Raw genomic sequence first — 23,535 nt, forward strand, 5'->3', positions numbered from 1 at the left:
CCTCGCCTCCGCTATATCTTTGGTAGCGATACCATAGCGGAGGTGGGCGGAGTGGCAACGGTCATCACATCGGTGGGTTCACCACGACATACTGGACCGACGAGCCCATATATTGCGGCTGATACCAGACCGACCCGCAGCGCTGATAGGTGACGTTACCCACTATCGTGGCGGAGCAGCCCCCGGGAAGCCCGGTCACCACCGTTCCCGGCGAGACCACGACGGTCGTGTTGTTGTTGCTGTTCGCGGCAGCGCCGATGACTGCCCCCGTTGCAAGCCCTACGGCAGCGCCGACAGCGAAGTCGTGGTCATCATCCCAGTCGCACCCGTAGCAGCCGTGGCCGTAATAGCCGCCGCCGTGGACGTTCACGTTGCGGTTCACGTTCACGTTCGCATTGCGATTCACGTTCACATTGGCGTTACGATTGACCGTGTTGCGGCTGACGGTGCCCCGATTGACGTTGCCGCTCCGGTTCGCGTGGTTGACGCTGGTGTGCGATTTGTTGCGCACCGGCCTGCCCCCGGCGCTCGCGCGGCCTCCACCTCCACGGTTGCGTGCCTGCGTGGCATAAGCGGCAGCGGCGGTCGGGTCGGCAGGCGGCAAGTCCGCCGCGATCAACGTGATCGGCGCGAAGAGAATTGCGATGCTCATTGTCCGCCTCCATTGGCAGCAGCCACATTCCGGCCGAGTTCGATGCGCTTGGCGTTCGCCGCGGGCGTGAAGGCGAACTGCTGGTCGGTGAGCTGGCGCGGCGTCCAGGTGAAGGTCGATGTGGTCTGTGGCTGCGCGGGATCATCGGTGTTGACGATCACCAGCTTGCAGGGGAGCGCGGGGTCGGCCTTGCGAATCCAGAGCTGCCAGTCCGTACCCGGCTGGCGAAAAGCGTAATGGTCGCAGACATTCCCACCAATCCGGTCCGCGCCGGCATACATGGCACTGGTGATCTTGTCGGTATCCACCGCGCTTTCGCCCCATGCCATTAGATCGGCGAGCGGCGTCTCCAGCCCATAACGGTCTGAGACCCGGGTCAGCATCTCCCGCGTCGTCGCAGGCGCGTCGACCGTCGCATAATAGCCGGTGACCGGCCAATAAATGGTGACCTGCTTGCCGTCATAGTAGAATTGGCGCGCCTTGCGTTCGGAATCCAGATTGATCTGAAGCTTGTTCGGCCGGCGGACGAGCGCGGTCATCACGCCCGAGCTCTGCAGCTTCTGACCGGTGTCAAGCACATCCTCGGTGGTCATGTCCGCGCGAAGCTCGAAGCTTTGCATTGCCTTGAGCGCATTCGCCATGCGCCGGAGCGCGCCCTTGATTTCCGTATCTACCCCGGCTGGCGGCGGAGGCGGTGCAGGAGCCGTGCTAGTCTGGGCGAGCAACGGCGCGGCAGCGGTCACGGCGGCAAGGCTGCACAAGCCGGCTATTTTGGTTCTGAGGCGCATCACGATCTCCCCGAAGAGGCGCGCCGACTAAAGCCTCAAGGGAGGCGCAGCACTATCAGGGGGAACCCGTTAGCGTCCTCAGGATAACCCGCAGACTCGGGCGGTCGGGCAATCAGGCGGCCGCTAGCTTAAAGTCCTTGTACTGCTCGCGGATCGCGGTCTTGAGAAGCTTGCCGGTGGCGGTGTGCGGCAGCGATTCCACGAAATGGATCTCGTCGGGCAGCCACCATTTGGCGACGTGCTGCTCCAGATGCACGCGGATTGCCTCTGCGGTCACCTCCACCCCCGGCTTGCGCACTACCAGCAGGATCGGCCGCTCCTCCCAGCGCGGGTGATGGACGCCGATCGCCGCCGCCTCGGCCACGCCTACGCAGCCCACTGCGCAATTCTCGAGCTCGACCGAGCTGATCCATTCGCCGCCGGACTTGATAACGTCCTTTGCGCGATCGGTGATCTGCATCGTCCCGTCCGGATGCAGCACCGCGACGTCGCCCGTGTCGAACCAATTGTCGGCATCGACGCAAGGGCCGCTCGCGTCCTGGAAATACTGGCGGATCACCCAGGGCCCGCGCACCTGCAGCCGGCCCGAGCTCTTGCCGTCCCGGGGAAGGACATTGCCTTCGTCGTCGACAGTGCGCAGCTCGACGCCGAACGGCACCTTGCCCTGCTTGGAGACCTGATCGACCTGTTGCTCGAAACTCAGATCGTCCCAGTCCGGGCTCGGCGCGCCCATGGTGCCGATCGGCGAAGTCTCGGTCATGCCCCAGGCGTGATTGACGCGGATGCCCATCCCCATCAGCCGCTCGATCATCGCGCGCGGCGCGGCTGAACCCCCGATCGTGACGATCTTGAGATGTCTGGGCGCCTCTCCTGTTGCATCCATATGCTGGAACATGCCGAACCACACCGTGGGCACGCCGGCCGAATGCGTCACCTTTTCGCGGTTCATCAATTCGCAAAGCAATTTCGGCTCGTTGACCGCCGAGAAGACGAATTTCACCCCCACCGCCGCGCCGGCCCAGGGCAGTCCCCAGCCGACAGCGTGGAACATCGGCACGATCGGCATCGCCACCGATTGCGTGGAAAGATCGAACTCGGCAGGTTGGAGCTCGGTGATCGCGTGGATCACGGTCGAGCGGTGCGTGTAGAGCACCCCCTTGGGATTGCCTGTCGTGCCGCTGGTGTAGCAGAGCATCACCGGCTCTCGCTCATCTCCCTCGATCCACGCGTAATCGCCGTCTTCGCGATCGAGAAGCGCTTCGAACTCCCCGTGATCGAAGCAGACATAACGCTCGATCGTCTTCCATTGCGGCCGCATCTTCTCGACGATTGGCGCGAAAGCACGATCGTAGAGCAGCACCTTGTCCTCGGCGTGGTTGGCGATGAAGGCAAGCTGGTCGTCGAACAGCCGGGGATTGATCGTGTGGATGATCCCGCCCATCCCCGCCACGCCGTACCAGGCGACCAAATGGCGGGAATGGTTCATCGCCAAGGTCGCGACGCGCTCGCCCGGCTTCACTCCCAGACGTTCGAGCGCCTGGGCGAGCCGGCGCGCATCCCGGGCGATGCCCGCCCAAGTGGTGCGCGTCTCGCTGCCGTCTGCCCAGCGCGAGACGATCTCCTGCCGGCCGTGCTCGCGCTCGGCGTGGTCGAGCAGACGCATCACGCGCAGCTCGAAGTCCTGCATCCCTCCCAGCATCCTCTCTCTCCGCTCTATGGCTTAACGCATACGGTAACCCGTTGCGCGGCGACGAGTCGAGAGGCGGTCAGGCCGCGGCGGCGAGCATCGTCTGAGGACTGGCGAATTCGGCCGAGCGGATACCCGGCAGCGCGGCGATCCGTGCCACCAGTTCTTCGTCGAGCCGGAAGTTGCGGCCAAGCACCACTTCGGCACGGCCACCGGCACCGAGCGGCGCCCAGAGCCGTATGGTGCTGCGTCCGCCCCGCATCTCGCCCAGCATGCCGGCCAAACGGGAAAGCACCGCGCCGTCATCCACGACCAGGTCGAGCTGGAGGCGCGCAGTATCCGCCAGGCTCTCGAAGGGCTGCACGCGCTTGACGCTCACGCGCGGCGTGTCCTCGCCGGCGCGTTTGTCGAGCTCCACCGTCAGCACCGCGCACCCGCCGGTGCGCGCGGCGTCCTCCATGTCCTTGGCGGCGAATTCCTCGAAGCAGGTGGTGAGCACCTGCCCGCTCTGATCCGAGATCGTCGCCATTAGATAGCGGTTGCCGCGCGCCGATGTGCGCCAGCGCGCATCTTCGATCAGCGCCGCTATCGTGGCACCCACACGCGCGCCTTCGGGGATCGACATTTCGGCAAGGCTGGCGATCTCGCGTACACCCTGTGCCCTCGCGAGATGGGCATAGCGATCGAGCGGGTGCGAGGAGAAATAATAGCCGAAGGCGTCCTTCTCTGCCCCGATCTTGTCGGCGAGCGACCAGTGGGCGTCGCGAGGCAGCGTGACGGCGCCACCGCTCGGCTCGGCATCGCCGAACAGCCCGCCCTGCCCCGTCGCCCGGCTTTCGTGCGTCCGCTGCGCGACTGCCAGAATAGTCTCGGCTGCTGCGTGGACGCCGGCGCGGTTCGTCTCGATCGAGTCGAAAGCCCCGGCTCCGGCCAGCGTTTCGAGCTGGCGCTTGTTGAGCAGTCGCGGATCGACGCGTTTGGCGAAATCGTCGAGCGACTTGAAACGACCATTAGTTTCGCGTTCCTCGACGAGCAGCTCCATCGCGCGCTCGCCCACGCCCTTGAGCGCGCCGAGCGCATAGCGCACCGCCAGCCCCTCGCCCACCTTCTCGACGTGGAAGTCGGCGAGGCTCGCGTTGATATCCGGCGGCAGGCACTCGATCGACAGCCGGCGCATGTCATCCGCGAAGATTGCGAGCTTGTCGGTCTGGTGGATGTCGAACGCCATCGAGGCGGCGAAGAACTCGTGCGGATGGTGCGCCTTGAGCCACGCCGTCTGATAGGCGAGCAGCGCATAGGCGGCCGCGTGCGACTTGTTGAAGCCATAGCCGGCGAACTTGTCGATCAAGTCGAACAGCTCGTTGGCCTTCGCGGACGGGATCTTGTTGTGCTCGGCGCAGCCCTTCACGAAAGTCTCGCGCTGCGCGTCCATCTCGGCCTTGATCTTCTTGCCCATCGCGCGGCGGAGCATGTCGGCGCCGCCGAGCGTGTAGCCGGCAAGCACCTGCGCCGCCTGCATCACCTGCTCCTGATAGACGAAGATCCCGTAGGTCTCCTTCAGGATCGGTTCGAGCAGCGGGTGCGGATAGACGATCTCCTCGCGCCCTCCCTTGCGGTGGCCGAAGCTCGGGATGTTGTCCATCGGCCCCGGGCGATAGAGCGAGACGAGCGCGATGATGTCGCCGAAGTTGGTCGGGCGCACCGCAGTCAGCGTGCGGCGCATGCCCTCCGATTCCAGCTGGAACACGCCGACCGTGTCGCCGCGCTGGAGCAACTCGTACACTTCAGGATCGTCCCAGGCGAGCGTATCGAGATCGACTTCGATGCCGCGATCCGCGAGCAGCTCGACGGCCTTCTTGAGCACCGACAGCGTCTTGAGGCCGAGGAAGTCGAACTTCACCAGCCCCGCCGCCTCGACATATTTCATGTCGAACTGGGTGACCGGCATGTCCGAGCGCGGATCGCGGTAGAGCGGCACCAGTTGGGCGAGCGGGCGATCGCCGATCACCACACCCGCGGCATGGGTTGAGCTGTGCCGCGGCAGACCTTCGAGGCGCATCGACAGATCGACTAGACGGCGCACATCCTCGTGCTGCTTATACTCGGCGTGGAACTCGCTGACGCCGTTTAACGTGCGCTCGAGCGTCCACGGATCGGTCGGGTGGTTGGGGATCTGCTTGGCGAGCCGATCGACCTGGCCATAGCTCATCTGGAGCACGCGGCCCACGTCCTTGATTACCGCGCGCGCCTTCATCGTTCCGAAGGTGATGATCTGCGCCACCGTGTCGCGGCCATACTTCTGCTGGACGTAGCGGATCACTTCGCCACGCCGCGTTTCGCAAAAATCGATGTCGAAGTCGGGCATCGACACGCGCTCGGGATTGAGGAAGCGCTCGAACAGCAGGCCGAGCTTGAGCGGATCGAGATCGGTGATCGTGAGCACCCACGCCACCACCGAGCCTGCGCCCGAGCCGCGACCCGGCCCCACTGGGATGTCGTGCGCCTTGGCCCATTGGATAAAGTCGGCAACGATCAGGAAATAGCCCGGGAAGCCCATCTGGATGATGACGTCGAGCTCGAACTCGAGCCGCTTACGATAGGTCTCGACTTCGGCGGGATCGGTGATCCCGGCCTTCTCGAGCCGCTTCGCAAGTCCCGCGTGCGAAAGCTCGCGCAGCATCGCCGCCTCGCCTTCGCGATCACCGGCGAGGCTGGGAAGGATCGGCTTGCGCTTAGGCGCCGCCACTGCGCAGCGCTGTGCCACCACCAGCGTGTTGGCGATCGCTTCGGGCAGATCGGCGAAGAGCGACTGCATCGCGTCCGCCGGCTTCATCCAGTCGTGCGGCGAGCTGCGTGGGCGATCCTCGCTGGCGATGTAGGAGGAGTTGGCGATGCACAGCATCGCGTCGTGCGCCTGGTGGAAGCTGTCCTCGGCGAAGCAGCACGGGTTGGTCGCAACCAGCGGCAAGTCGCGCTCATAGGCAAGGTCGATCAGCTTCGCCTCGGCGCGCGTCTCGATATCGTTGTAGCGACGCGCGATTTCGACATAGAGGCGGCCGGGAAACAGCCGCTCGAGCATCTCGCCATAGACGCGAGCGGCGCTGTCCTGCCCTTCGGCATAGAGCCGCGCCAGCGCACCCTCGGCGCCTGCAGTCAGTGCGATCAGCCCGTCGGTACGACCTTCGAGCGTATCGATCGTGACGTGCGCCTCCTCTTCGATCGGCCGATCGAGATGCGCACGCGAAACCAGGTCACAGAGATTCTCATAGCCCTTCTCGTCCTGCGCATAGAGTGCGATCCAGTCGATCGGCGCAGTGACGCCGTCGGGCATGTTGGGGCGCTTGAGCGCAAGCAGCGTCCCAACGATCGGCTGGACGCCCGACTTGCGGCAGGCATCCGAGAAGGGCATCGCTGCATAGAGACCGTTGCGGTCGGCCACCGCGACCGCTGGAAAGCCGAGCTCGCGCGCGCGCTTGGCGATTGCCTTGGGCTCGATCGCGCCTTCCAGCATCGTGTAGGACGAGAAGACCCGAAGTGGAACGAACCCCGAATGCGCCATGGTAGGACCCTAGGCGCCGGTCAGACGATTCGCCAGCCGCGAGCCCGGACTATCAACAGGTTTGATGGCGCTAGAGCAGCGCTTCGACGTCTTTGGCGATGTCGGCCGGCGCGGTGGCCGGCGCATAGCGGTGCACGACCTGCCCCTGACGATCGACGAGGAACTTGGTGAAGTTCCACTTGATCGCCTTCGATCCGAGCAGGCCGGGCGCCTGGCGCTTGAGATGTTCAAACAACGGCGCCGCCTCCGCGCCGTTGACGTCGACTTTGGCGAAGACCGGGAACGTCACGTCGTAAGTGAGCGAACAGAAGTTCGCGATCTCCTCGGCATCACCCGGCTCCTGCGCGCCGAACTGGTTGCACGGGAAGGCCAGCACCACGAAGCCGCGATCCTTGTATCGGCGATAGAGTTCCTCGAGCCCGGCATATTGCGGGGTAAAGCCGCATTTGGACGCCGTGTTGACGATCAGCAGCACCTGGCCGGCATAAACGGAAAGATCGGCCTCACTGCCGTCCGCCTGGCGCACGGGAATCTGCGTGAGCGCAGTCATTCGAGCACGCCGTCGTGAAGCCGCACCACCCGATCCATCCGCGCCGCCAGCCGTTCGTTGTGCGTGGCGACCAGCGCGGCGGAGCCTTCGGTGCGCACCAGGCTGAGGAATTCGGCGAAGACACGGTCGGCGGTGGCTTCGTCCAGATTGCCGGTCGGCTCGTCGGCGAGCACCAGCGCGGGACGATTGGCGAGCGCGCGCGCCACGGCTACGCGCTGCTGCTCCCCTCCCGACAGCTGGTTGGGACGATGCGTGAGCCGCTCGCCCAAGCCCAATGCAGTAAGCAGCTGCGTGGCGCGTTCGTCCGCTTCCTTCCGCTCGGCGCCCCGGATCATCTGCGGCAGCACGACATTCTCGATCGCATTAAAGTCGGGCAGCAGATGGTGGAACTGGTAGACGAAGCCCAGGCTGTCACGCCGCACTTCGGTGCGTCCGCCCGCCGGAAGCTGTGAGGCCTCCTTGCCGGCGATCCGGATCGATCCCTCGAACCCGCCCTCGAGCAACCCCACCGCCTGGAGCAGCGTCGACTTACCCGATCCCGAGGGGCCGAGCAGCGCGACGATCTCGCCAGGCTGGACGTCTAGGTCGACGCCGCGCAGCACATGGATCTCGGCCTCGCCCTGCTTGAAGCTGCGCTTGAGGCCGCGCGTCTGGAGAATGGGATCACTCATAGCGCAGCACCTGCACGGGATCGGTGCTCGCCGCTTTCCACGCTGGATAGAGCGTCGCGAGGAAGCTGAAGAGCAATGCCATCACGCAGATTCCGATCGTCTCGAAGGGATCGGTCTTGGCCGGAAGCTCGGTGAGGAATCGCATCGACGGGTCCCATATCTGCTGCCCGGTCACCAGACCGATGAACTGCACCACCTGCGCGCGGAAGGTGATGAAGATGAAGCCGAGCACCGTACCTGCCGCCACGCCAAGCCCGCCGATCGTGGTCCCCACCGTCACGAAGATGCGCATCAGCCCGCCGCGCGTGGCGCCCATCGTCCGCAGCACCGCGATGTCGCGCATCTTGGAGCGCACCAGCATGATCAATGACGAGACGATGTTGAACGAGGCGACGACGAGGATGATCGACAGGATCGTGAACGAGACGACCCGGTCCACTGCCAGCGCTTCGAACAGTTCGCGGTTCATCTGACGCCAGTCGGTGACCTGGCCGCTGCGATCGACCTTGGGCACGAGCGGAGCCATGATCTGCTCGACACGATCGGGAGCCTCGGTGTCGATCTCGACCATGCTCACCGCGTCGCCGAGCAGCAGCAGCGTCTGCGCGTCCTCCATCGGCATCACGACGAAAATCTGGTCGAAGTCGTACACTCCGACCTCGAAGATCGCAGTCACGGTGTAGCCAACCGAACGGTACATGGTGCCGAAGGGCGTGGCGTTGCCCTGCGGGTTGATGATGGTGATCTTGCTGCCGACGGTGGCGCCGAGCTTCTCGGCGAGCCGCGATCCGATCGCGACCTGCTCCTGCCCGGGCTGGAGCCGGTCGAGCCTGCCGAGCACTTCCTTGCCCTTGAGCGCCGGGTTACTGCGGATGTCTTCGACGCGCATCCCGCGGACCTGGGCGAACTCGACCCTGCCGTTGAAGCTGGCGAACAGCGGCTGCTCGATCAGCGGTGTCGCGCTGGTGATACCCGGTGTCGCCTTGGCCTGTTCCACGACCTCGCGCCAATTGCGCAACTGGCCGCCATAGCCCTGGACCACGGCATGGCCGTTGAGCCCCGTGATCTTGTCGAAAAGCTCGGCGCGGAAGCCGTTCATCACGCTCATCACGACGATGAGCGCGGCGACGCCCAGCATCACTGCGACCAGGCTGAAACCCGCCACGACGGCGATGAACGCCTCGCTGCGGCCCGGCAGCAGATAGCGGCGGGCGATCATCCGCTCGTAGCGCGAAATTAGCATTGCGGGTGGTGCTGTCCTGACATGGATGCTCGTAGATGATCTAGGCAAGCCGCCGGTCGCTGGCAATGGCAAGGACGCCCCGCCCCGTGTTTCGCGCATGTTGCCGATTCGACACAGGGTCCGGCCAAACTGGAGTCATCCGCGGTTAATCCGGTGACAAAACAGGTCGTTCGACGTAGCAGGAAACCGTCGAAGCGCAGGCAGCAAATGGCCGTGGTTCGGGGAGGGCCTCAGCCCCGCTCGTAGGCAAGTACGAGCGTGCGGGCGGGGCCTTGACTAAGGGGGCTGACGAGCAGTCGTCACGCAGGCGCCCGGATCGGAAACGGTCCGGGCGTTTGCCGTTTCAGGACCTACTATTATTTCAGGCCCCACGAAGAAGGGAGGCGGTGCGGGCGCCGCCCCCCTTCCCCCAACGTGCCCCGGCCATGGCGGCACGCTAGCCTGTTCAGAAGGATGCGCTGACAGTCAAACCATAGGTACGCGGGTCTCCCGGCTGGCCGACGATCAGGCCGGTGCTCCCTGACTGGACCGACAGCAGCTCGAAATATCGCTCGTCGAAGGCGTTTCGGACCCAGGCGAAGACGTTGAACCCGTCCTCGCGGTAGCCGAGCCGGAAGTTGGACAGCGAATAGCCGTCGATCCAGGTGTAGGCGGAAGGCGACGGGTTCGACGAGAAGCGTGTGCGATAGCTGCCGTCATAGCCGAAATAGGCTTCACCGCTCGCTACGGGCAGATTGTATTCGCCGCCGTAGGAAAAGGCCCATTTCGAGATGCCCGGAAGCGTCTGCCCCGAGATGTCGCAGAAGGGCGGGCTCACCCCGCCGGGGCTGCCGGGTGCGCTGGGCGTGGCGCCTGTGCTGCCGCCGGCGAGTTCGGGGGGGCACGGCGCGTCGGGAAAGTCGACATATTCGGCATCGGTGTAAGCCGCGTTCACATAGAGGTTGATCCGTGAACTCGGCCGGAAGCTCGAGTCGAGCTCGACGCCGCGCACGCGCACCTTGCCGGCGTTGGCGAGATAGCCGCGGATCACTCCGAGCTGACCGTTGGTGACCGTCGCCTGATAATCCTCGACCTCGGTCCAATAGGCGGCGAGGTTGACGGTCGCCCGCCGGTCGAGGAACTGGGTCTTGAGCCCTACTTCCCAATGGTTGACCTTCTCGGGCTTCACCGTCGCGACGCTCAGGATCGGATTGTTGCTTGCGTCGAGCGGCAGCCCCGACAGGTTGATTCCGCCCGATTTGAAGCTGCGCGCATAGGTAGCGTAGCCATGGACATCCTCGCTGAAATCGTAGGAGACGGTGAAGTCGCCCGAGACGTTCCAGTCGCTGAACTCGGGATCGTAGCTCTGCGGCGCCAGCACGCCGCGCTGATCGCTGTTGAGCGTGGTGCTGCCGGTGCCTGTGGTCACCACCGCGAGATAGGAGCCGCTCTTCTTGTCATAGTTGCCTCGCAGGCCCGGCTGGATGTGCAGCCCCTCGATCACTTCCCAGTTGAGCTTGCCGAACACCGCGAAGCTGGTGTTGTCGAACCCGATCGTGTTGGTCGAGGTGAGCCCGTCCAGCACTGCCGGATTGTTCGCATTGGCGCTACTCGGATTGAGAAGCCAGCGGCTCGCGGCGGGTCCCTGGACCTGCGAGCCCTGCGTGTCGATGGTCTGGTGGAAGTAGAAGGCGCCCAGCGTGTACTGGAGCGGCCCTGAGCCGTTCGAGGCGATGCGGACTTCCTGTGAGAACTGCTCCTGCTGCGAAGGGTTCTGCGAGACAGTCGTGATCGGTAGGCCGATGAAATCGCGGTCGTTCGCCGGCTGCCAGTCCCAATAGCGCCATGCCGTTACAGAAGTGATCGTCGCACCGCCCACGTCCCAGTTCGCGACGAGCGACACGCCACCGATTTCCTGGCGGGAGTTGGAAGCGGCGTCGAGGTCGGTGACGCGGTCGAACGGGTCGGTGCTCGGCGGCGTGTAGCCGAACGCTGCGGCGAGTGCCGCATACTGGCGGTTGAGCGGGCGCTGGGTAGCGCCGGTGCGCGCATAATATTGCACGCAGCACAGCGGGTTCTGCCGATTGAAGTCTCCTGCCAGCGTGAAATCCAGATCGGGCGTCGCGTTCCACAGCAGCTGGCCGCGGACGCCCAGGTTGCGCAGCCGATGCTGATCGACGCCGGTGCGGATGTTCTGGATCGTCCCGTCGCGCGTCGTCCCCGACGTTGACAGGCGGAACGCCACCGTTTCGCCGAGCGGTGCCGAGACGGAGGACTTGGCCTGGAGGAATTCATAGTTGCCCAGGCTCACCTCGACGCTCGCCTCGGGCGTGAAGCTCGGCGCGCGCGTGGTGATATTGACCGCACCGGCAGTGGTGTTCTTGCCGTAGAGCGTGCCCTGCGGCCCGCGCAGCACCTCGACGCGCTCAACATCGACGAAGTCGAAGGTCGATGCCCCGACGCGGCCGATGTAGACGCCGTCGACGTAGAAGCCGACCCCCTGCTCGATGCCGTCGTTGGTCAGCCCGAACGGCGCGCCCAGGCCGCGGATGTTGATCGCCGAGTTGCGCGGGTTGCTCGAATAGAATTGCAGCGACGGTTGGAGCTGCTGGAGGCGATTGGTGTTGAACGCACCACTTTCGGCAAGCTGCTCGCCGTCGATTACGGAAACTGCGATCGGCACTTCCTGCACGCGCTCCTCGCGCCGGCGCGCAGTGACGACGACATCCTCGCTAGCCTGGGCCTGCTGACCGTCGTCGCCCTTCCCCGCTTCAACAGCCACCGGCGGATCCTCGCGTGCCGGCTGGGCAACCGCGATCGGCGAGGTTCCGATCAAAAGCGTCATCGTCAACGAAGCAAGGCTCATCTGCATCCCCCTTGAGGTGTCGCAGCTAATTTCCATCAAATTGATAGGTATTAGCCAGCAAGCGAATGTTTAGGGCGGACTAGCTCGCTTTGGCGGCTCCGCGGCACGCCTGGACGACTTGAAACAGTCACAAGTGAAACCAACATACGTGAAGCCACGGCGCCTGACGGGCTGTGGTCAGCGGCGCCGCGGGCTGCCGGGCGCCGAAGATGAGACGTTCAACTTGCTCATTGGAGGATTTGACATGCGTCAGTTCGATTTCACGCCCTTCCGCCGCTCGACCATCGGGTTCGACCGGCTGTTCGATCTGCTCGAGGCCAGCGCGCGCCAGGCGAGCAGCGAGAACTATCCCCCCTTCAACCTCGAGCGCCTCGCCGAGGATCGGTATCGGATCACGCTGGCGGTCGCGGGCTTCAAGCCCGACGAGATCGACGTGACCGCGCAGCAGAATCTGCTCCTGGTCGCCGGCAAGAAGGCAAACGAAAACGAGAACAACCAGGGCTCGTACCTGCACCTGGGCATTGCGAACCGCAGCTTCGAACGCCGTTTCGAGCTCGCGGACTTCGTGCGCGTCGAGAACGCGAACCTCGCCGATGGTCTGCTCACGATCGAGCTGGTGCGCGAAGTTCCGGAGGCGATGAAGCCGAAGAAGATCGCAGTGGGCACCGGCGGCAGCCAGCCCACGGCGCTGGAGCACAAGGACGCCGCCTGAGGTCAGGCAAGCGTTCGCGGCGCTTTGCTCCCTTTGGGCGCCGCAGCGGAGGGCGTTCGGACTATCGGTCCGGACGCCCTTTGCTTTGAGAATCCTCCCCCGCCAGGGGGAGGTGGCGCGCGAAGCGCGACGGAGGGGGAGGAAGCACGCCGGACGATGCGTTCTGGCATCCGCCCCCTCCGACAGCCTGCGGCTGCCACCTCCCCCTGGCGGGGGAGGATAGAGGAACTGGCGCTTTCGTTTCTAGCGCCGCGCGGGCAGCCCGAGCAGCCACGGCTTGGGCCCGCCGGTCGGCTTGGGCGCGCCGTCGATCCGCTCGGCGCGCAGAATTTTTACCGGCGGCTGGATCATCTGGCCGCGCATCGGCCCCCTGCCCCCGCCCGTCGGCTTGGCCAGGATGCGGCGGACCACGTCCATCCCCGCGACGACGCGGCCAAACGCAGCATAGCCACGCGAGGCGCCGCGCGCGTCGAGCGAGGGATTGTCGCCAACCATGATCGAGAAATTGCCCGTCGCCGAATCAGGGTTGCTGCCGTGCGCCATCGAAACCACACCGTCGGTGTGTCGGATCCCAGTGACGTTGGTCGGTTCGAGCGGGGGTGACGGAAGGATCCGGCGCGCATCGGTGCCGATCCCGCCCTGCACGAAGCCGAACTTCGGATCGGTCTTGCGCCGCGATGCCCGATAGAATTCGGTCCCGTCGAGCCGTCCGTCATCGACATAGGCGAGGAAGTTCGCCGTGGTCTTGGGCGCGCGTCGCGAATCGAGCGCGAGGGTGATGTTCCCCTTCGAAGTCACGATGCGCACGCGCACCATTCCGGCCGCGGGCCGCGACTGGGGCGGCGCCCAGGCCGCTCCCGTCAGGGCAACGAGCGCAAGCGCTCCCAGCAATGCACGCCACACCAGCATCGCCGGCGTCAGACCAGCCGCGACTGCTTTACCGCGGCTTCGATGAAGCTAGCGAACAGCGGATGCGGATCGAAGGGCTTGGACTTGAGCTCGGGGTGGAACTGCACACCCACGAACCAGGGATGATCCGGCCGCTCGACGATCTCGGGCAGCGCGCCATCCGGAGACATGCCGGAGAAGACCAGCCCGCCTTTTTCCAGGACCGGCTTGTAGTGGGTGTTGACCTCATAGCGATGGCGGTGACGCTCGCTGATCTCTTCCGTTCCGTAGATCGAAGCTACCACCGAATTGCCGCCGAGCTTCGCCGGATAGGCACCAAGCCGCATCGTGCCGCCCAGATCGCCGCCTTCCTCGCGCTTCTGGATGCCTTCGGCAGTCATCCATTCGGTGATCATGCCGACCACCGGTTCCTCGGTGGGGCCGAACTCGGTCGTCGAGGCGTCCCTCACGCCTTGCTCGCGCGCGCCTTCGATACAAGCCATCTGCATGCCGAGGCAGATGCCGAAGAACGGCACACCGCGCTCGCGTGCGAAGCGCACCCCGGCGATCTTGCCTTCGCTTCCGCGTTCGCCGAACCCGCCGGGCACGAGGATGCCGTGCATCGGCTCGAGCATTGCGGTGACTTCCTCGCTGTCGTCCTGCTCGAACAGCTCGGCGTCGAGCCAGCGGATATTCACCTTGACCCGGTTGGCGATGCCGCCATGGGTCAGCGCCTCGGTGAGCGATTTGTAGGCGTCAGGCACGCCCATGTATTTGCCCACCACGCCGATCGTCACTTCGCCTTCGGGATTGGTGATGCGCTCGACGATATCGTCCCAACGGCTGAGATCGGGCGCTGCGCCGGGCTCTATCCCGAACGCGCGGAGCACTTCGACGTCGAGCCCTTCGCGATGATACTGGAGCGGCACCGCATAGATGCTCTTCGCATCGAGCGCGGGAATCACTGCCTCGGGCCGCACGTTGCAGAACTGCGCGATCTTGGCGCGCTCGCCTGCGGGAAGGTCACGCTCCGAGCGGCAGACGAGCACATCGGGCTGGACACCGAGGGCGGCGAGCTCGCGCACCGAATGCTGGGTCGGCTTGGTCTTCAGCTCGCCCGCGGCCGCGATGTACGGCACCAGCGTGACATGGATGCTGACGCTCTGGCCGCGGCCCAGATCGTTGCGGAGCTGGCGGATCGCCTCGATGAACGGCAGCGACTCGATGTCGCCCACCGTGCCGCCGATCTCGCACAGCACGAAATCGAGGTCGTCGGTCTCGTCCTGGGCGAACGCCTTGATGGCATCGGTAACGTGCGGAATCACCTGGACCGTGGCGCCCAGATAATCGCCGCGGCGCTCGCGTTCGATGATCGTCTTGTAGATCCGCCCCGACGTGACGTTGTCCGACTGGCGCGATGCGACGCCGGTGAAACGCTCGTAATGGCCGAGGTCCAGATCGGTCTCCGCGCCGTCGTCGGTCACATAGACCTCACCATGCTGGTGCGGCGACATCGTGCCGGGATCGACGTTGAGGTAGGGATCGAACTTGCGGATGCGGACCCGATAGCCACGCGCCTGGAGCAGAGCCGCGAGGCTCGCTGCCATGAGACCCTTGCCTAGCGAGGAGACCACGCCGCCGGTGATGAAGATGTACCGCGCCATGGGAGATAACGCCTAACGTGTTTGGGCACGCGCCGACAAGCACCCGAATCCGGTGCGGCGCATAAATTTCAGTCAAGCCCCGGCGGAAACGGAGCGGCGATGCGCTTATTGCGCGAGCGGAACCTGCGCGTTTGCGGGCGTCGCGGCGTTGGCCGGAGCCGCTTCGCCGGAAGCCGCAGCCGGCGCCGTGGTGTTGCCGCCGATCGCGAACGGCACCGCGCCAGGAGCGGCGGTGGGCACCGCGGCCGGCGCCGTGGCGGGCGCGCGCTGGAGCGAGGTGTCGATCTCGGTCGAGTGGCGAGTCGCGGCAAGCACGGCGAGAAACACGCTCATCGCGATGAACAGCGTCGCCAGGATCGCCGTGAAGCGCGTCAGGAAGTCCGCGGCGCCACGCGCGGACATCAGGCCCGACGGGCTGCCGCCTGTGGTGAGACCGCCGCCCTCCGAGCGCTGCATGAGAATCACGGTCACCAGAAGCGCCGCGATGATGGCTTGGACGACAAGCAGGAAAGTGAACATCTATGCCGGACCTGTTGAGAAAGCGGCGACATAGGGTAGCCGGCCCCCGCGATCAACCGGAGTCTGGCCTGCCGCCACAAGGCACGCACATGCAGGCGCGCAAAACAAAGCTGTAACATTTCGCCATCGCACTGAAACCGGAAGCCCTCCGCTGCGTTTGTTGCGATGATCCCGGATATGTACGGGTCGCAGCGGGTGAGTTGAAGCCGTGAACGCGATGTTGGACCGGTCTCTTTCGTCCTGGAAGAACACGCTGATCGATTATGTGCGCTCGGGGGAGCCCGATCTCACCAATCGACAGATGGCGCTGCTGTTGCTCGTCTACCTCGATCCCGGCCCCCATACGGTGCGCGGACTCGCCCGCGCGCTCAACGTTTCCAAGCCTGTCGTCACGCGCGCCTTGAATCGGCTGGGCACGCTCGGCTATCTGCGCCGCCAACGCGACGATACCGACAAGCGGAACATCTTCGTCGCCCGCACACCTGAAGGGGCAGAATTTCTTGCAGAATTCGGGCATTTCCTCGCTGGCGACTCCATCGGGCAGCCAGCCGCCCGCCGGGCCAACGCGTAAGCGCTTCTCGCTCAAGGGACGTTCCGCGACTTTCGATCCGCGCGTAGACGCCGTTCGCCGTGATCTGGCCGACGTGCGCCTGGCGGAGCGCGTGTTTGCGCCGCATTACGCCGCGCCGATGCCGCGCACCCTCGCCCGTGCCGCAGCGCTTCGTGCCGGGCGCGCGCCGGATTCGGAAGTGCTTTCGCAGCTCGCTTCGGGCGATGCGTTCGAAGTGCTCGAGCTGGCGGGCAGCAATGCCTGGGGCGTGGCGCCGGGCTTGGGCCTGGTCGGCTATCTCGACGCCGATTCGCTGGCCGAGGCGACGCAATGACCGTGCGCGTCTTCATCGATGGTGCGGTGGGCACCACGGGGCTCGAGATTCGCGAGCGGCTGGAAGGTCGTGAGGGGATCGAGCAGATCATCCTGGGCGATGCCGACCGCAAGGATCCGAAGAAGCGCGAGGACGCGCTCAACTCGACCGACTTCGTGATTCTCTGCCTGCCGGACGACGCCGCGCGTGAAGCCGTGGCGATGATCCACAATGATCATGTCCGCGTGATCGACGCTTCGTCGGCGCATCGCACTGCGCCCGACTGGATCTATGGGTTCGCCGAGCTGGAGCCGGGCCAGATGGCGGCGATCGCCGAGGCCCCGCGGGTGAGCAACCCTGGCTGCTATCCCACCGGCTTCCTCGCGCTGGTGCGACCGCTGGTGCGCGCCGGCTTCGTGCCGCTCGACTACAACTTCACGGTGAACGCCGTCTCGGGCTATTCCGGCGGCGGCAAGTCGATGATCGCCGAGTTCGAGGATGCGGCTTCCGCGGGCTTCACCGCCACGGCATTTCGCACTTACGGACTCGGGCTTTCCCACAAGCACGTGCCCGAGATGCAGAAGCACGCGCGGATCGAGCATCCGCCGATCTTCCAGCCCGCGGTGGCGCGCACCTATCGGGGAATGATCGTTGAGGTGCCCCTGCCCCTGCATGCGTTCACGCGCCGCCCGTCGCTGGAGGCGCTCGAGAACACATTGCGTGAAGCCTATAAGGACTTCCCGTTGATCCGCGTACTTCCTGCCGAAGCGACCACGGTGTCGATAGAGGAAGACGCGGGCACCGATCGGCTGTCGCTCCGCGTGTTCGGCAATGCCGAAACCGGCCAGGCGCGCCTCGTCGCGACGCTCGACAATCTGGGTAAGGGCGCAGCGGGCGCCGCCGTGCAGAACCTCAACATCATGGCGGGGCTCGATCCCACCGCAGGGCTGGTCCTCTAGCACGCCGACACAGGTTCGGCGCGTCTTTGCGCGCCCTGTGGCTTGATCTTTGCCCGCCTTTCGTGTCTCGGACGGGACAAACAAATCGAGAGGCATGTGATGCACCAGCCCGTGGGCAAATTGCTGCTGTTCGGAGCGACCGGCGACCTTGCGCAGCGGATGCTGCTCCCGTCGCTTTATGCGCTCCATGCCGATGGGTTGCTGCCCCCGGGTCTGACGATCACGGGTACCGCGCGTTCCGAAAAGGGCGACGCATCGTACCGCGAATTCGCCCGCGGCGCGCTCGACCAGTTCCTTCCCGCTGATCGAAAGGACGACAGCGCTGTCGGTAGCTTTCTCGAACGATTGAACTATCAGGCGCTCGACGCCTCGGACACCGCGGGCTTCGCGGCGTTGAGGGAGAAGGTGGGCGACATTTCGGGCGGGCTCGCGATCTTCCTCTCGACTGCGCCCTGGTTGTTCGGGCCGACGATCGAGGGGCTCAAGAGCGCCGGCCTGGCGGGCGACAATGTCCGCATCAGCCTGGAGAAGCCGCTGGGCAAGGATCTCACCTCCAGCTGCGAGATCAACGACCTGGTCGCCGGTGCCTTCCCCGAGGAGCGCACCTTCCGGATCGATCACTATCTCGGCAAGGAGACGGTGCAGAACATCCTCGCGCTGCGCTTCGGCAACTCGCTGTTCGAGCCGGTGTGGAACGCACAAGGCATCGACCACGTCCAGATCACCGTTTCCGAGACGGTAGGGCTCGAAGGCCGCGCGGGCTTCTATGACGAGACCGGCGCGCTTCGCGACATGGTGCAGAACCACATGCTCCAGCTGCTCGCGCTGATCGCGATGGAACCCCCTGCCCGCTTCGACGGCACTGCGATCCGCGACGAGAAGGTCAAGGTGCTCCGCTCGCTGCGCAAGATTCCGGCCGCCGACGCGCCGCATCTGACGGTGACCGGCCAATATGGCGGCGGCGCAGTGAAGGGCGAGATCGTCCGCGACTATGACAGCGATCTGGGCGGGGACTCCAACACCGAGACCTTCGTCGCGATCAAGGCGCACGTCGACAACTGGCGCTGGCACGGCGTGCCCTTCTATCTGCGCACTGGCAAGCGGATGGCCGAGCGCCGATCGGAGATCGTGATCCAGTTCAAGCCGGTCCCCCACTCGATCTTTCAGGAGCGCGGCGGCCACCTTCATCCGAACACGCTGGTGATCCGCCTCCAGCCCGAGGAATATGTCCGGCTGCTGGTGATGGCGAAGCAGCCCGGGCTCGACCGCGAAGGCGTGCGGCTGCGCGAAGTGCCGCTCAACTTGTCGCTCGACACCGAATTCGCCGGCACCCGACGCCGCATCGCCTATGAGCGGTTGCTGCTCGATCTGATCGAGGGCGATCCGACTCTGTTCGTTCGCCGCGACGAAGTGGAGGCGCAATGGGAGTGGATCGATGCGATCCGCGCCGGCTGGAACGCCCAGGACATGAAGCCGCGCCCCTATGCATCGGGTAGCTGGGGACCCTCCGCCGCGATCGCGCTCACCGAGCGCGACGGCGTGACGTGGAACGAATAGCCCTCCGCCCCCATATCCATCTTACGCAACCCACCGATAACAGGAGCAACAATGACGACCGAGATCGAATGGTGGGACTATGAGAACGCCGACGAGATGGCCGAGGCCGTAGCCGGCGATATCCAGTTCATCATCGAAAGCGCGATCGACGCGCGCGGTGCTGCCGTGATCGCGCTCGCGGGCGGCAAGACCCCGCTCCCGATCTATGAGAAGCTCGCAAGCGCCAAGCTCGACTGGAAGCGCGTGACGATCATCCCGGGCGACGATCGCATCGTCCCGCTCGGCGATCCGCTCTCGAACGTCACCGCGATCGGCAAGGTCTTCATCCCCAAGGGTGCGCGCGTCATCCCGCTCGTGAGCGACAAGGCGGAGGATTATAAGGCCGCAGGCCGTGCGGCCGATGCCCGGCTTCAGGATTTCCATTGGCCGCTCGACCTCTGCCTGCTCGGCGTGGGCGGCGACGGCCACTGCGCGTCGATCTTCCCAGGTCCCGACTATGACGAGGCGCTCAACGGCCCTCGCGAGCGCCGCGCGCTCGGCGTGCTGCCCGATCCGCTGCCGCCCGAAGCCCCGGTCGCGCGCGTGACGCTGAGCCGCGCCGCGATCGTCTCTGCCCGTGCGCTGATGATCGCCGTAACCGGTCAGGCCAAGCGCGACGTGCTCGAGGCCGCAATCGAGCAGGGTGCATCGTCCAACTACCCGGTCGGCCGCGTCCTCGCGGACGTCGAGCTGCCGGTCGACATCCATTGGGCTGCGTGAATTGATGTTTGTTTCCGTCCGCCCTGAGCTTGTCGAAGGGCACTTCGACAAGCTCGGCGCGAACGGGCGAGGTAAGAGATATGGTTAAGCTTCATTCCGAAATCGCCGCAGTCACCGATCGCGTGATCGAGCGCTCGAAGGAGCGCCGCGCCGCCTATCTCGAGCTGATCCGCCGTGAGCGGGAGTCAGGTGCCGACCGGCCCAAGCTCGGCTGCGCCAACCTTGCCCACGCTTATGCGGGCACCGACGAGCAGCGCGATCTGATGAAACCGGCGAACCGGATGAACATCGGCATCGTCACTTCGTACAACGACATGCTCTCGGCGCACGCGACCTATTATCGCTACCCCGAGCAGATGAAGGTCTGGGCACTCGAGGCTGGCGCCACCGCGCAGGTTGCAGGCGGCGTGCCCGCGATGTGCGACGGCGTCACCCAGGGCTATGCCGGCATGGAGCTCTCGCTCTTCAGCCGTGACACGATCGCGCTGTCGACTGCCATCGCGCTGTCGCACCGCGTGTTCGAAGGCGCCGCGCTGCTCGGCATCTGCGACAAGATCGTACCGGGGCTGCTGATGGGCGCACTGCGTTTCGGACATCTGCCGATGGTGATGATTCCCGGCGGGCCGATGCGTTCGGGTCTCGCCAACAAGGACAAGGCCGCGGTGCGCGAGCGCTATGCCGAGGGCAAGGCCACGCGCGACGAACTGCTCGAGGCCGAGATCGCCGCCTATCACGGCAAGGGCACCTGCACCTTCTACGGCACGGCGAACTCGAACCAGATGATGATGGAGGCAATGGGCCTTCACATCCCGGGCGCCGCTTTCGCCAATCCCGGCACCAAGCTGCGCCAGGAGCTCACCCGCGCAGCGGTCCACCGGCTCGCGGACCTCGGCTGGAACGGCAACGATTATCGCCCGATCGGACACGTCGTCGACGAGAAGGCGATCGTCAACGCCGCGATCGCACTTCTCGCGACCGGTGGCTCGACCAACCATCTGATCCACGTCCCCGCCTTTGCGCGCGCTGCCGGCATCGTGATCGACTGGGACGATTTCGATCGCCTCTCGGGCGTGATTCCGCTGCTCACGCGCGTCTATCCGAACGGCTCGGCCGACGTGAACGGGTTCGAGGATGCGGGCGGTCCTCCGTTCGTGATCCGTGAGTTGCTGCGCGGCGGACTGATGCATGCGGACACGCTGACGATCGCCGAAGGTGGCATGGCCGAATATGGTCGCAAGCCGCAGATCGATGACGACGCGCTCGTCTGGAAGGACCTGCCTGCAGAGAGCGGCGACGACACGATCGTCCGCACCATTGACGCCCCCTTCTCGCCCGAAGGCGGCTTCCGAATCCTCAAGGGCAATATTGGCCGCGCTTGCATCAAGGTTTCGGCGGTCGAGCGCGACCGTTGGACGATCGAGGCTCCTGCTCGTGTCTTCTCGGACCAGCAGCAGGTCCAGGACGCGTTCAAGGCGGGCGAGCTCGATCGCGACGTGGTGGTCGTGGTCCGCTTTCAGGGGCCCAAGGCGAATGGCATGCCCGAGCTGCACAAGCTCACACCCCCGCTCGGCGTGCTCCAGAATCGCGGCTACCGCGTTGCGCTGGTCACCGACGGGCGGATGTCCGGCGCCTCGGGCAAGGTGCCGGCGGCGATCCACCTCTCCCCTGAGGCGCTGGGCGGCGGCCCGATCGGAAAGGTGCGCGATGGCGACATCATCCACCTTGATGCCGACGCGGGTGTACTCGAAGCACTGGTCGATCCCGCCGAATGGGCCGCGCGCGAGCTGGCCGCGGCTCCGCCCGCTCCGATGGGCACGGGCCGCGAGCTGTTCGCGATGATGCGCCACGCCGACGAGGCCGAACTCGGCGCATCGGCGATGCTGGCGGAGGCCGGCCTTTAGGCCCGGCCGGTTCATCGAAACCGCGCCTTTACAACCGCGGCGGTTCCGCGGAGAAGGGCCGCGCACGCGCCTGCCAACGTTGACAGGCGACGGCTCGGGGAGGTTCAGGAGCGTTCATGGAAGTCGTCGCAGTCGATATCGGAGGAACCCACGCGCGCTTCGCGGTAGCCGAGGTGGCGGAGGGCCGTGTCGTCTCGATGAGCGAGCCGGTGACCCAGAAGGTCGCCGAGCACCCCAGCCTCCAGCTCGCTTGGCAGGCCTTCGGCGAGACGCTCGGCCGCCCGATGCCAAAGGCGGCCGCGATCGCCGTGGCATCACCCGTCGGCGGCGAAGTGATCAAGCTCACCAATAATCCCTGGATCATCCGCCCTGCTCTGATCCCCGACCGGCTCGGCGCCGACACCTGGACGATGGTCAATGACTTCGCCGCGATCGGCCACGCGGTCGCGCAGTTCGGCGACGAATCCTTTCTGCACCTCTGCGGGCCCGACGTGGCACTGCCCGGTGCCGGCTCGATCACTGTCTGCGGCCCGGGCACCGGTCTGGGGGTTGCGCAGGTCTTCCGCCACCGCGCCGGCTATCATGTGATCGCCACCGAGGGCGGCCACTCGGACTTCGCGCCGCTCGATCCGATCGAGGACGCACTCGTGAAGCGGCTGCGCAAGACCTACACCCGCGTCTCGAAAGAGCGCGTCGTCGCCGGCCCCGCGATCGTCTCGATCTACGAAACGCTGGCCGAGATCGAGGGGCGCGCGGTCCAGCGGCTCGACGACAAGCAGATCTGGAGCCTCGCGTTCGAAGGCAAGGACAGCCTTGCCCACGCCGCGCTCGATCGCTTCTGCCTGAGCCTCGGCGCGGTCGCCGGGGACCTCGCGCTCGAACATGGCCCCACCGGCGTGGTGATCGCGGGCGGACTGGGCTTGCGTCTCAAGGACCATTTGCTGCAATCGGGCTTCGGCGAGCGCTTCGTTGCTAAGGGCCGGTTCCGGAACCTGATGGCGTCGATCCCCGTCAAACTGATCACGCACCCGCAGCCGGGCCTTTATGGCGCCGCGGCGGCCTTTGCCCAGGAGCACGCCCAGTGAACATCGAAGCCATCATGCGCACCGCGCCCGTCATCCCCGTGCTGGTGATCGAGGATGCGGCCACGGCGCGCCCGCTGGCCGAGGCGCTGGTGAAGGGCGGGCTGCGTGTGCTCGAAGTGACGCTGCGCACCGGCGCGGCGCTCGAGGCGATTGCGGAGATGAAGAAGGTCGAAGGCGCGATCGTCGGTGCGGGCACCGTGGTGAATACCGACCAGTTCAAGCAGGTCATGGACGCCGATGTCGAGTTCATCGTCTCGCCCGGCCTTACCGAGCGCCTCGCCGATCCGGTCATCGCCAGCGGCGTGCCCTTCCTCCCTGGCACCGCCACTGCCGGCGACATCATGCGCGGGCTCGATCTCGGGCTGACCCACTTCAAATTCTTCCCCGCCGAGACTTCGGGCGGGCTCAAGGCGCTCAAGGCGCTCGCCGCGCCCTTCTACCAGGCGAAATTCTGCCCCACCGGCGGCATCACCGCCGCCACCGCCCCCGAATGGCTCGAGTTCGATCCGATCCTGTGCGTCGGCGGCAGCTGGGTAACGCCCAAGGGCGCCAGCATGGAGCAGGTCGAGGCTTTGTCCCGCGAGGCAGCTGGGCTGGCGCGCTAATTCCCTCCCCCTCGCGGGGGAGAGCCCG

The 23,535-nt window shown here is 65.6% G+C and carries 20 protein-coding genes; 9 read left to right on the forward strand and 11 right to left on the reverse strand.

What is annotated here, in order from left to right:
* Window positions 1-64: 64 nt before the first annotated feature.
* The 8 genes from ACMGDH_RS08785 to ACMGDH_RS08820 form a co-directional block, all read right to left on the reverse strand.
* Window positions 65-652, reverse strand: coding sequence for a hypothetical protein (locus tag ACMGDH_RS08785; RefSeq protein WP_436827570.1), 588 nt, complete (start codon window positions 650-652; stop codon window positions 65-67).
* Window positions 649-1,440 (reverse strand): DUF2092 domain-containing protein, encoded by a 792-nt coding sequence (locus tag ACMGDH_RS08790; RefSeq protein WP_436827571.1) that lies wholly within the window; start codon window positions 1,438-1,440, stop codon window positions 649-651. The genes ACMGDH_RS08785 and ACMGDH_RS08790 overlap by 4 nt, the downstream gene beginning before the upstream one ends.
* A gap of 112 nt (window positions 1,441-1,552) precedes the next feature.
* Window positions 1,553-3,139: a long-chain fatty acid--CoA ligase gene (locus tag ACMGDH_RS08795; protein WP_436827572.1), complete on the reverse strand. Its 1,587-nt coding sequence runs from the start codon at window positions 3,137-3,139 to the stop codon at window positions 1,553-1,555.
* Between the two features lie 67 nt (window positions 3,140-3,206).
* Entirely contained in the window at window positions 3,207-6,686 is a 3,480-nt protein-coding gene (gene dnaE, locus ACMGDH_RS08800; RefSeq protein WP_436827573.1) for a DNA polymerase III subunit alpha, read from the reverse strand.
* A gap of 70 nt (window positions 6,687-6,756) precedes the next feature.
* Entirely contained in the window at window positions 6,757-7,236 is a 480-nt protein-coding gene (locus ACMGDH_RS08805; RefSeq protein ID WP_436827574.1) for a glutathione peroxidase, read from the reverse strand.
* A complete protein-coding gene (locus tag ACMGDH_RS08810; RefSeq protein WP_436827575.1) occupies window positions 7,233-7,907 on the reverse strand; it encodes an ABC transporter ATP-binding protein in 675 nt (224 codons plus the stop codon). Before ACMGDH_RS08810 ends, ACMGDH_RS08805 begins: the two co-directional genes overlap by 4 nt.
* Window positions 7,900-9,150 (reverse strand): lipoprotein-releasing ABC transporter permease subunit, encoded by a 1,251-nt coding sequence (locus ACMGDH_RS08815; RefSeq protein ID WP_436827576.1) that lies wholly within the window; start codon window positions 9,148-9,150, stop codon window positions 7,900-7,902. The genes ACMGDH_RS08810 and ACMGDH_RS08815 overlap by 8 nt, the downstream gene beginning before the upstream one ends.
* 445 nt (window positions 9,151-9,595) lie before the next feature.
* Window positions 9,596-11,995: a TonB-dependent receptor gene (locus ACMGDH_RS08820; RefSeq protein WP_436827577.1), complete on the reverse strand. Its 2,400-nt coding sequence runs from the start codon at window positions 11,993-11,995 to the stop codon at window positions 9,596-9,598.
* Between the two features lie 244 nt (window positions 11,996-12,239).
* On the opposite strand from ACMGDH_RS08820, the gene ACMGDH_RS08825 reads away from it, so the two are divergent.
* On the forward strand, window positions 12,240-12,707 hold the full coding sequence (locus ACMGDH_RS08825; protein WP_436827578.1) for an Hsp20 family protein: 468 nt from the start codon (window positions 12,240-12,242) through the stop codon (window positions 12,705-12,707).
* A 243-nt stretch (window positions 12,708-12,950) separates the two neighbouring features.
* Here the strand turns inward: ACMGDH_RS08825 and ACMGDH_RS08830 are convergent, their stop codons facing one another.
* The 3 genes from ACMGDH_RS08830 to secG form a co-directional block, all read right to left on the reverse strand.
* Window positions 12,951-13,616, reverse strand: coding sequence for a peptidylprolyl isomerase (locus ACMGDH_RS08830; protein ID WP_436827579.1), 666 nt, complete (start codon window positions 13,614-13,616; stop codon window positions 12,951-12,953).
* 8 nt (window positions 13,617-13,624) lie between these two features.
* Window positions 13,625-15,259, reverse strand: coding sequence for a CTP synthase (gene pyrG, locus ACMGDH_RS08835; protein WP_436827580.1), 1,635 nt, complete (start codon window positions 15,257-15,259; stop codon window positions 13,625-13,627).
* Between the two features lie 105 nt (window positions 15,260-15,364).
* Window positions 15,365-15,778 (reverse strand): preprotein translocase subunit SecG, encoded by a 414-nt coding sequence (gene secG, locus ACMGDH_RS08840; RefSeq protein WP_436827581.1) that lies wholly within the window; start codon window positions 15,776-15,778, stop codon window positions 15,365-15,367.
* Window positions 15,779-15,995: 217 nt separating this feature from the next.
* On the opposite strand from secG, the gene ACMGDH_RS08845 reads away from it, so the two are divergent.
* From ACMGDH_RS08845 to eda, 8 genes are all read left to right on the forward strand, one after another.
* Entirely contained in the window at window positions 15,996-16,349 is a 354-nt protein-coding gene (locus ACMGDH_RS08845; protein WP_436828225.1) for a MarR family transcriptional regulator, read from the forward strand.
* Window positions 16,279-16,662 carry an SH3 domain-containing protein gene (locus ACMGDH_RS08850; RefSeq protein WP_436827582.1) on the forward strand — a complete coding sequence of 128 codons (384 nt, stop codon included), beginning with the start codon at window positions 16,279-16,281 and terminating at the stop codon, window positions 16,660-16,662. The genes ACMGDH_RS08845 and ACMGDH_RS08850 overlap by 71 nt, the downstream gene beginning before the upstream one ends.
* The gene (gene argC / locus ACMGDH_RS08855) at window positions 16,659-17,600 is read left to right on the forward strand and encodes an N-acetyl-gamma-glutamyl-phosphate reductase (RefSeq protein ID WP_436827583.1); all 942 of its coding nucleotides are present in this window, start codon (window positions 16,659-16,661) and stop codon (window positions 17,598-17,600) included. Before ACMGDH_RS08850 ends, argC begins: the two co-directional genes overlap by 4 nt.
* A gap of 99 nt (window positions 17,601-17,699) precedes the next feature.
* The gene (gene zwf / locus ACMGDH_RS08860; RefSeq protein WP_436827584.1) at window positions 17,700-19,157 is read left to right on the forward strand and encodes a glucose-6-phosphate dehydrogenase; all 1,458 of its coding nucleotides are present in this window, start codon (window positions 17,700-17,702) and stop codon (window positions 19,155-19,157) included.
* A 51-nt stretch (window positions 19,158-19,208) separates the two neighbouring features.
* On the forward strand, window positions 19,209-19,916 hold the full coding sequence (gene pgl / locus ACMGDH_RS08865; protein WP_436827585.1) for a 6-phosphogluconolactonase: 708 nt from the start codon (window positions 19,209-19,211) through the stop codon (window positions 19,914-19,916).
* 80 nt (window positions 19,917-19,996) lie between these two features.
* Entirely contained in the window at window positions 19,997-21,817 is a 1,821-nt protein-coding gene (edd, locus tag ACMGDH_RS08870) for a phosphogluconate dehydratase (protein ID WP_436827586.1), read from the forward strand.
* A 116-nt stretch (window positions 21,818-21,933) separates the two neighbouring features.
* Window positions 21,934-22,902: a glucokinase gene (glk, locus tag ACMGDH_RS08875; RefSeq protein ID WP_436827587.1), complete on the forward strand. Its 969-nt coding sequence runs from the start codon at window positions 21,934-21,936 to the stop codon at window positions 22,900-22,902.
* Window positions 22,903-22,916: 14 nt separating this feature from the next.
* Window positions 22,917-23,507: a bifunctional 4-hydroxy-2-oxoglutarate aldolase/2-dehydro-3-deoxy-phosphogluconate aldolase gene (gene eda, locus ACMGDH_RS08880; protein WP_436828226.1), complete on the forward strand. Its 591-nt coding sequence runs from the start codon at window positions 22,917-22,919 to the stop codon at window positions 23,505-23,507.
* Window positions 23,508-23,535: the final 28 nt, after the last annotated feature.

The organism is Sphingomonas radicis (assembly GCF_051400635.1).
GTDB lineage: Bacteria > Pseudomonadota > Alphaproteobacteria > Sphingomonadales > Sphingomonadaceae > Sphingomonas.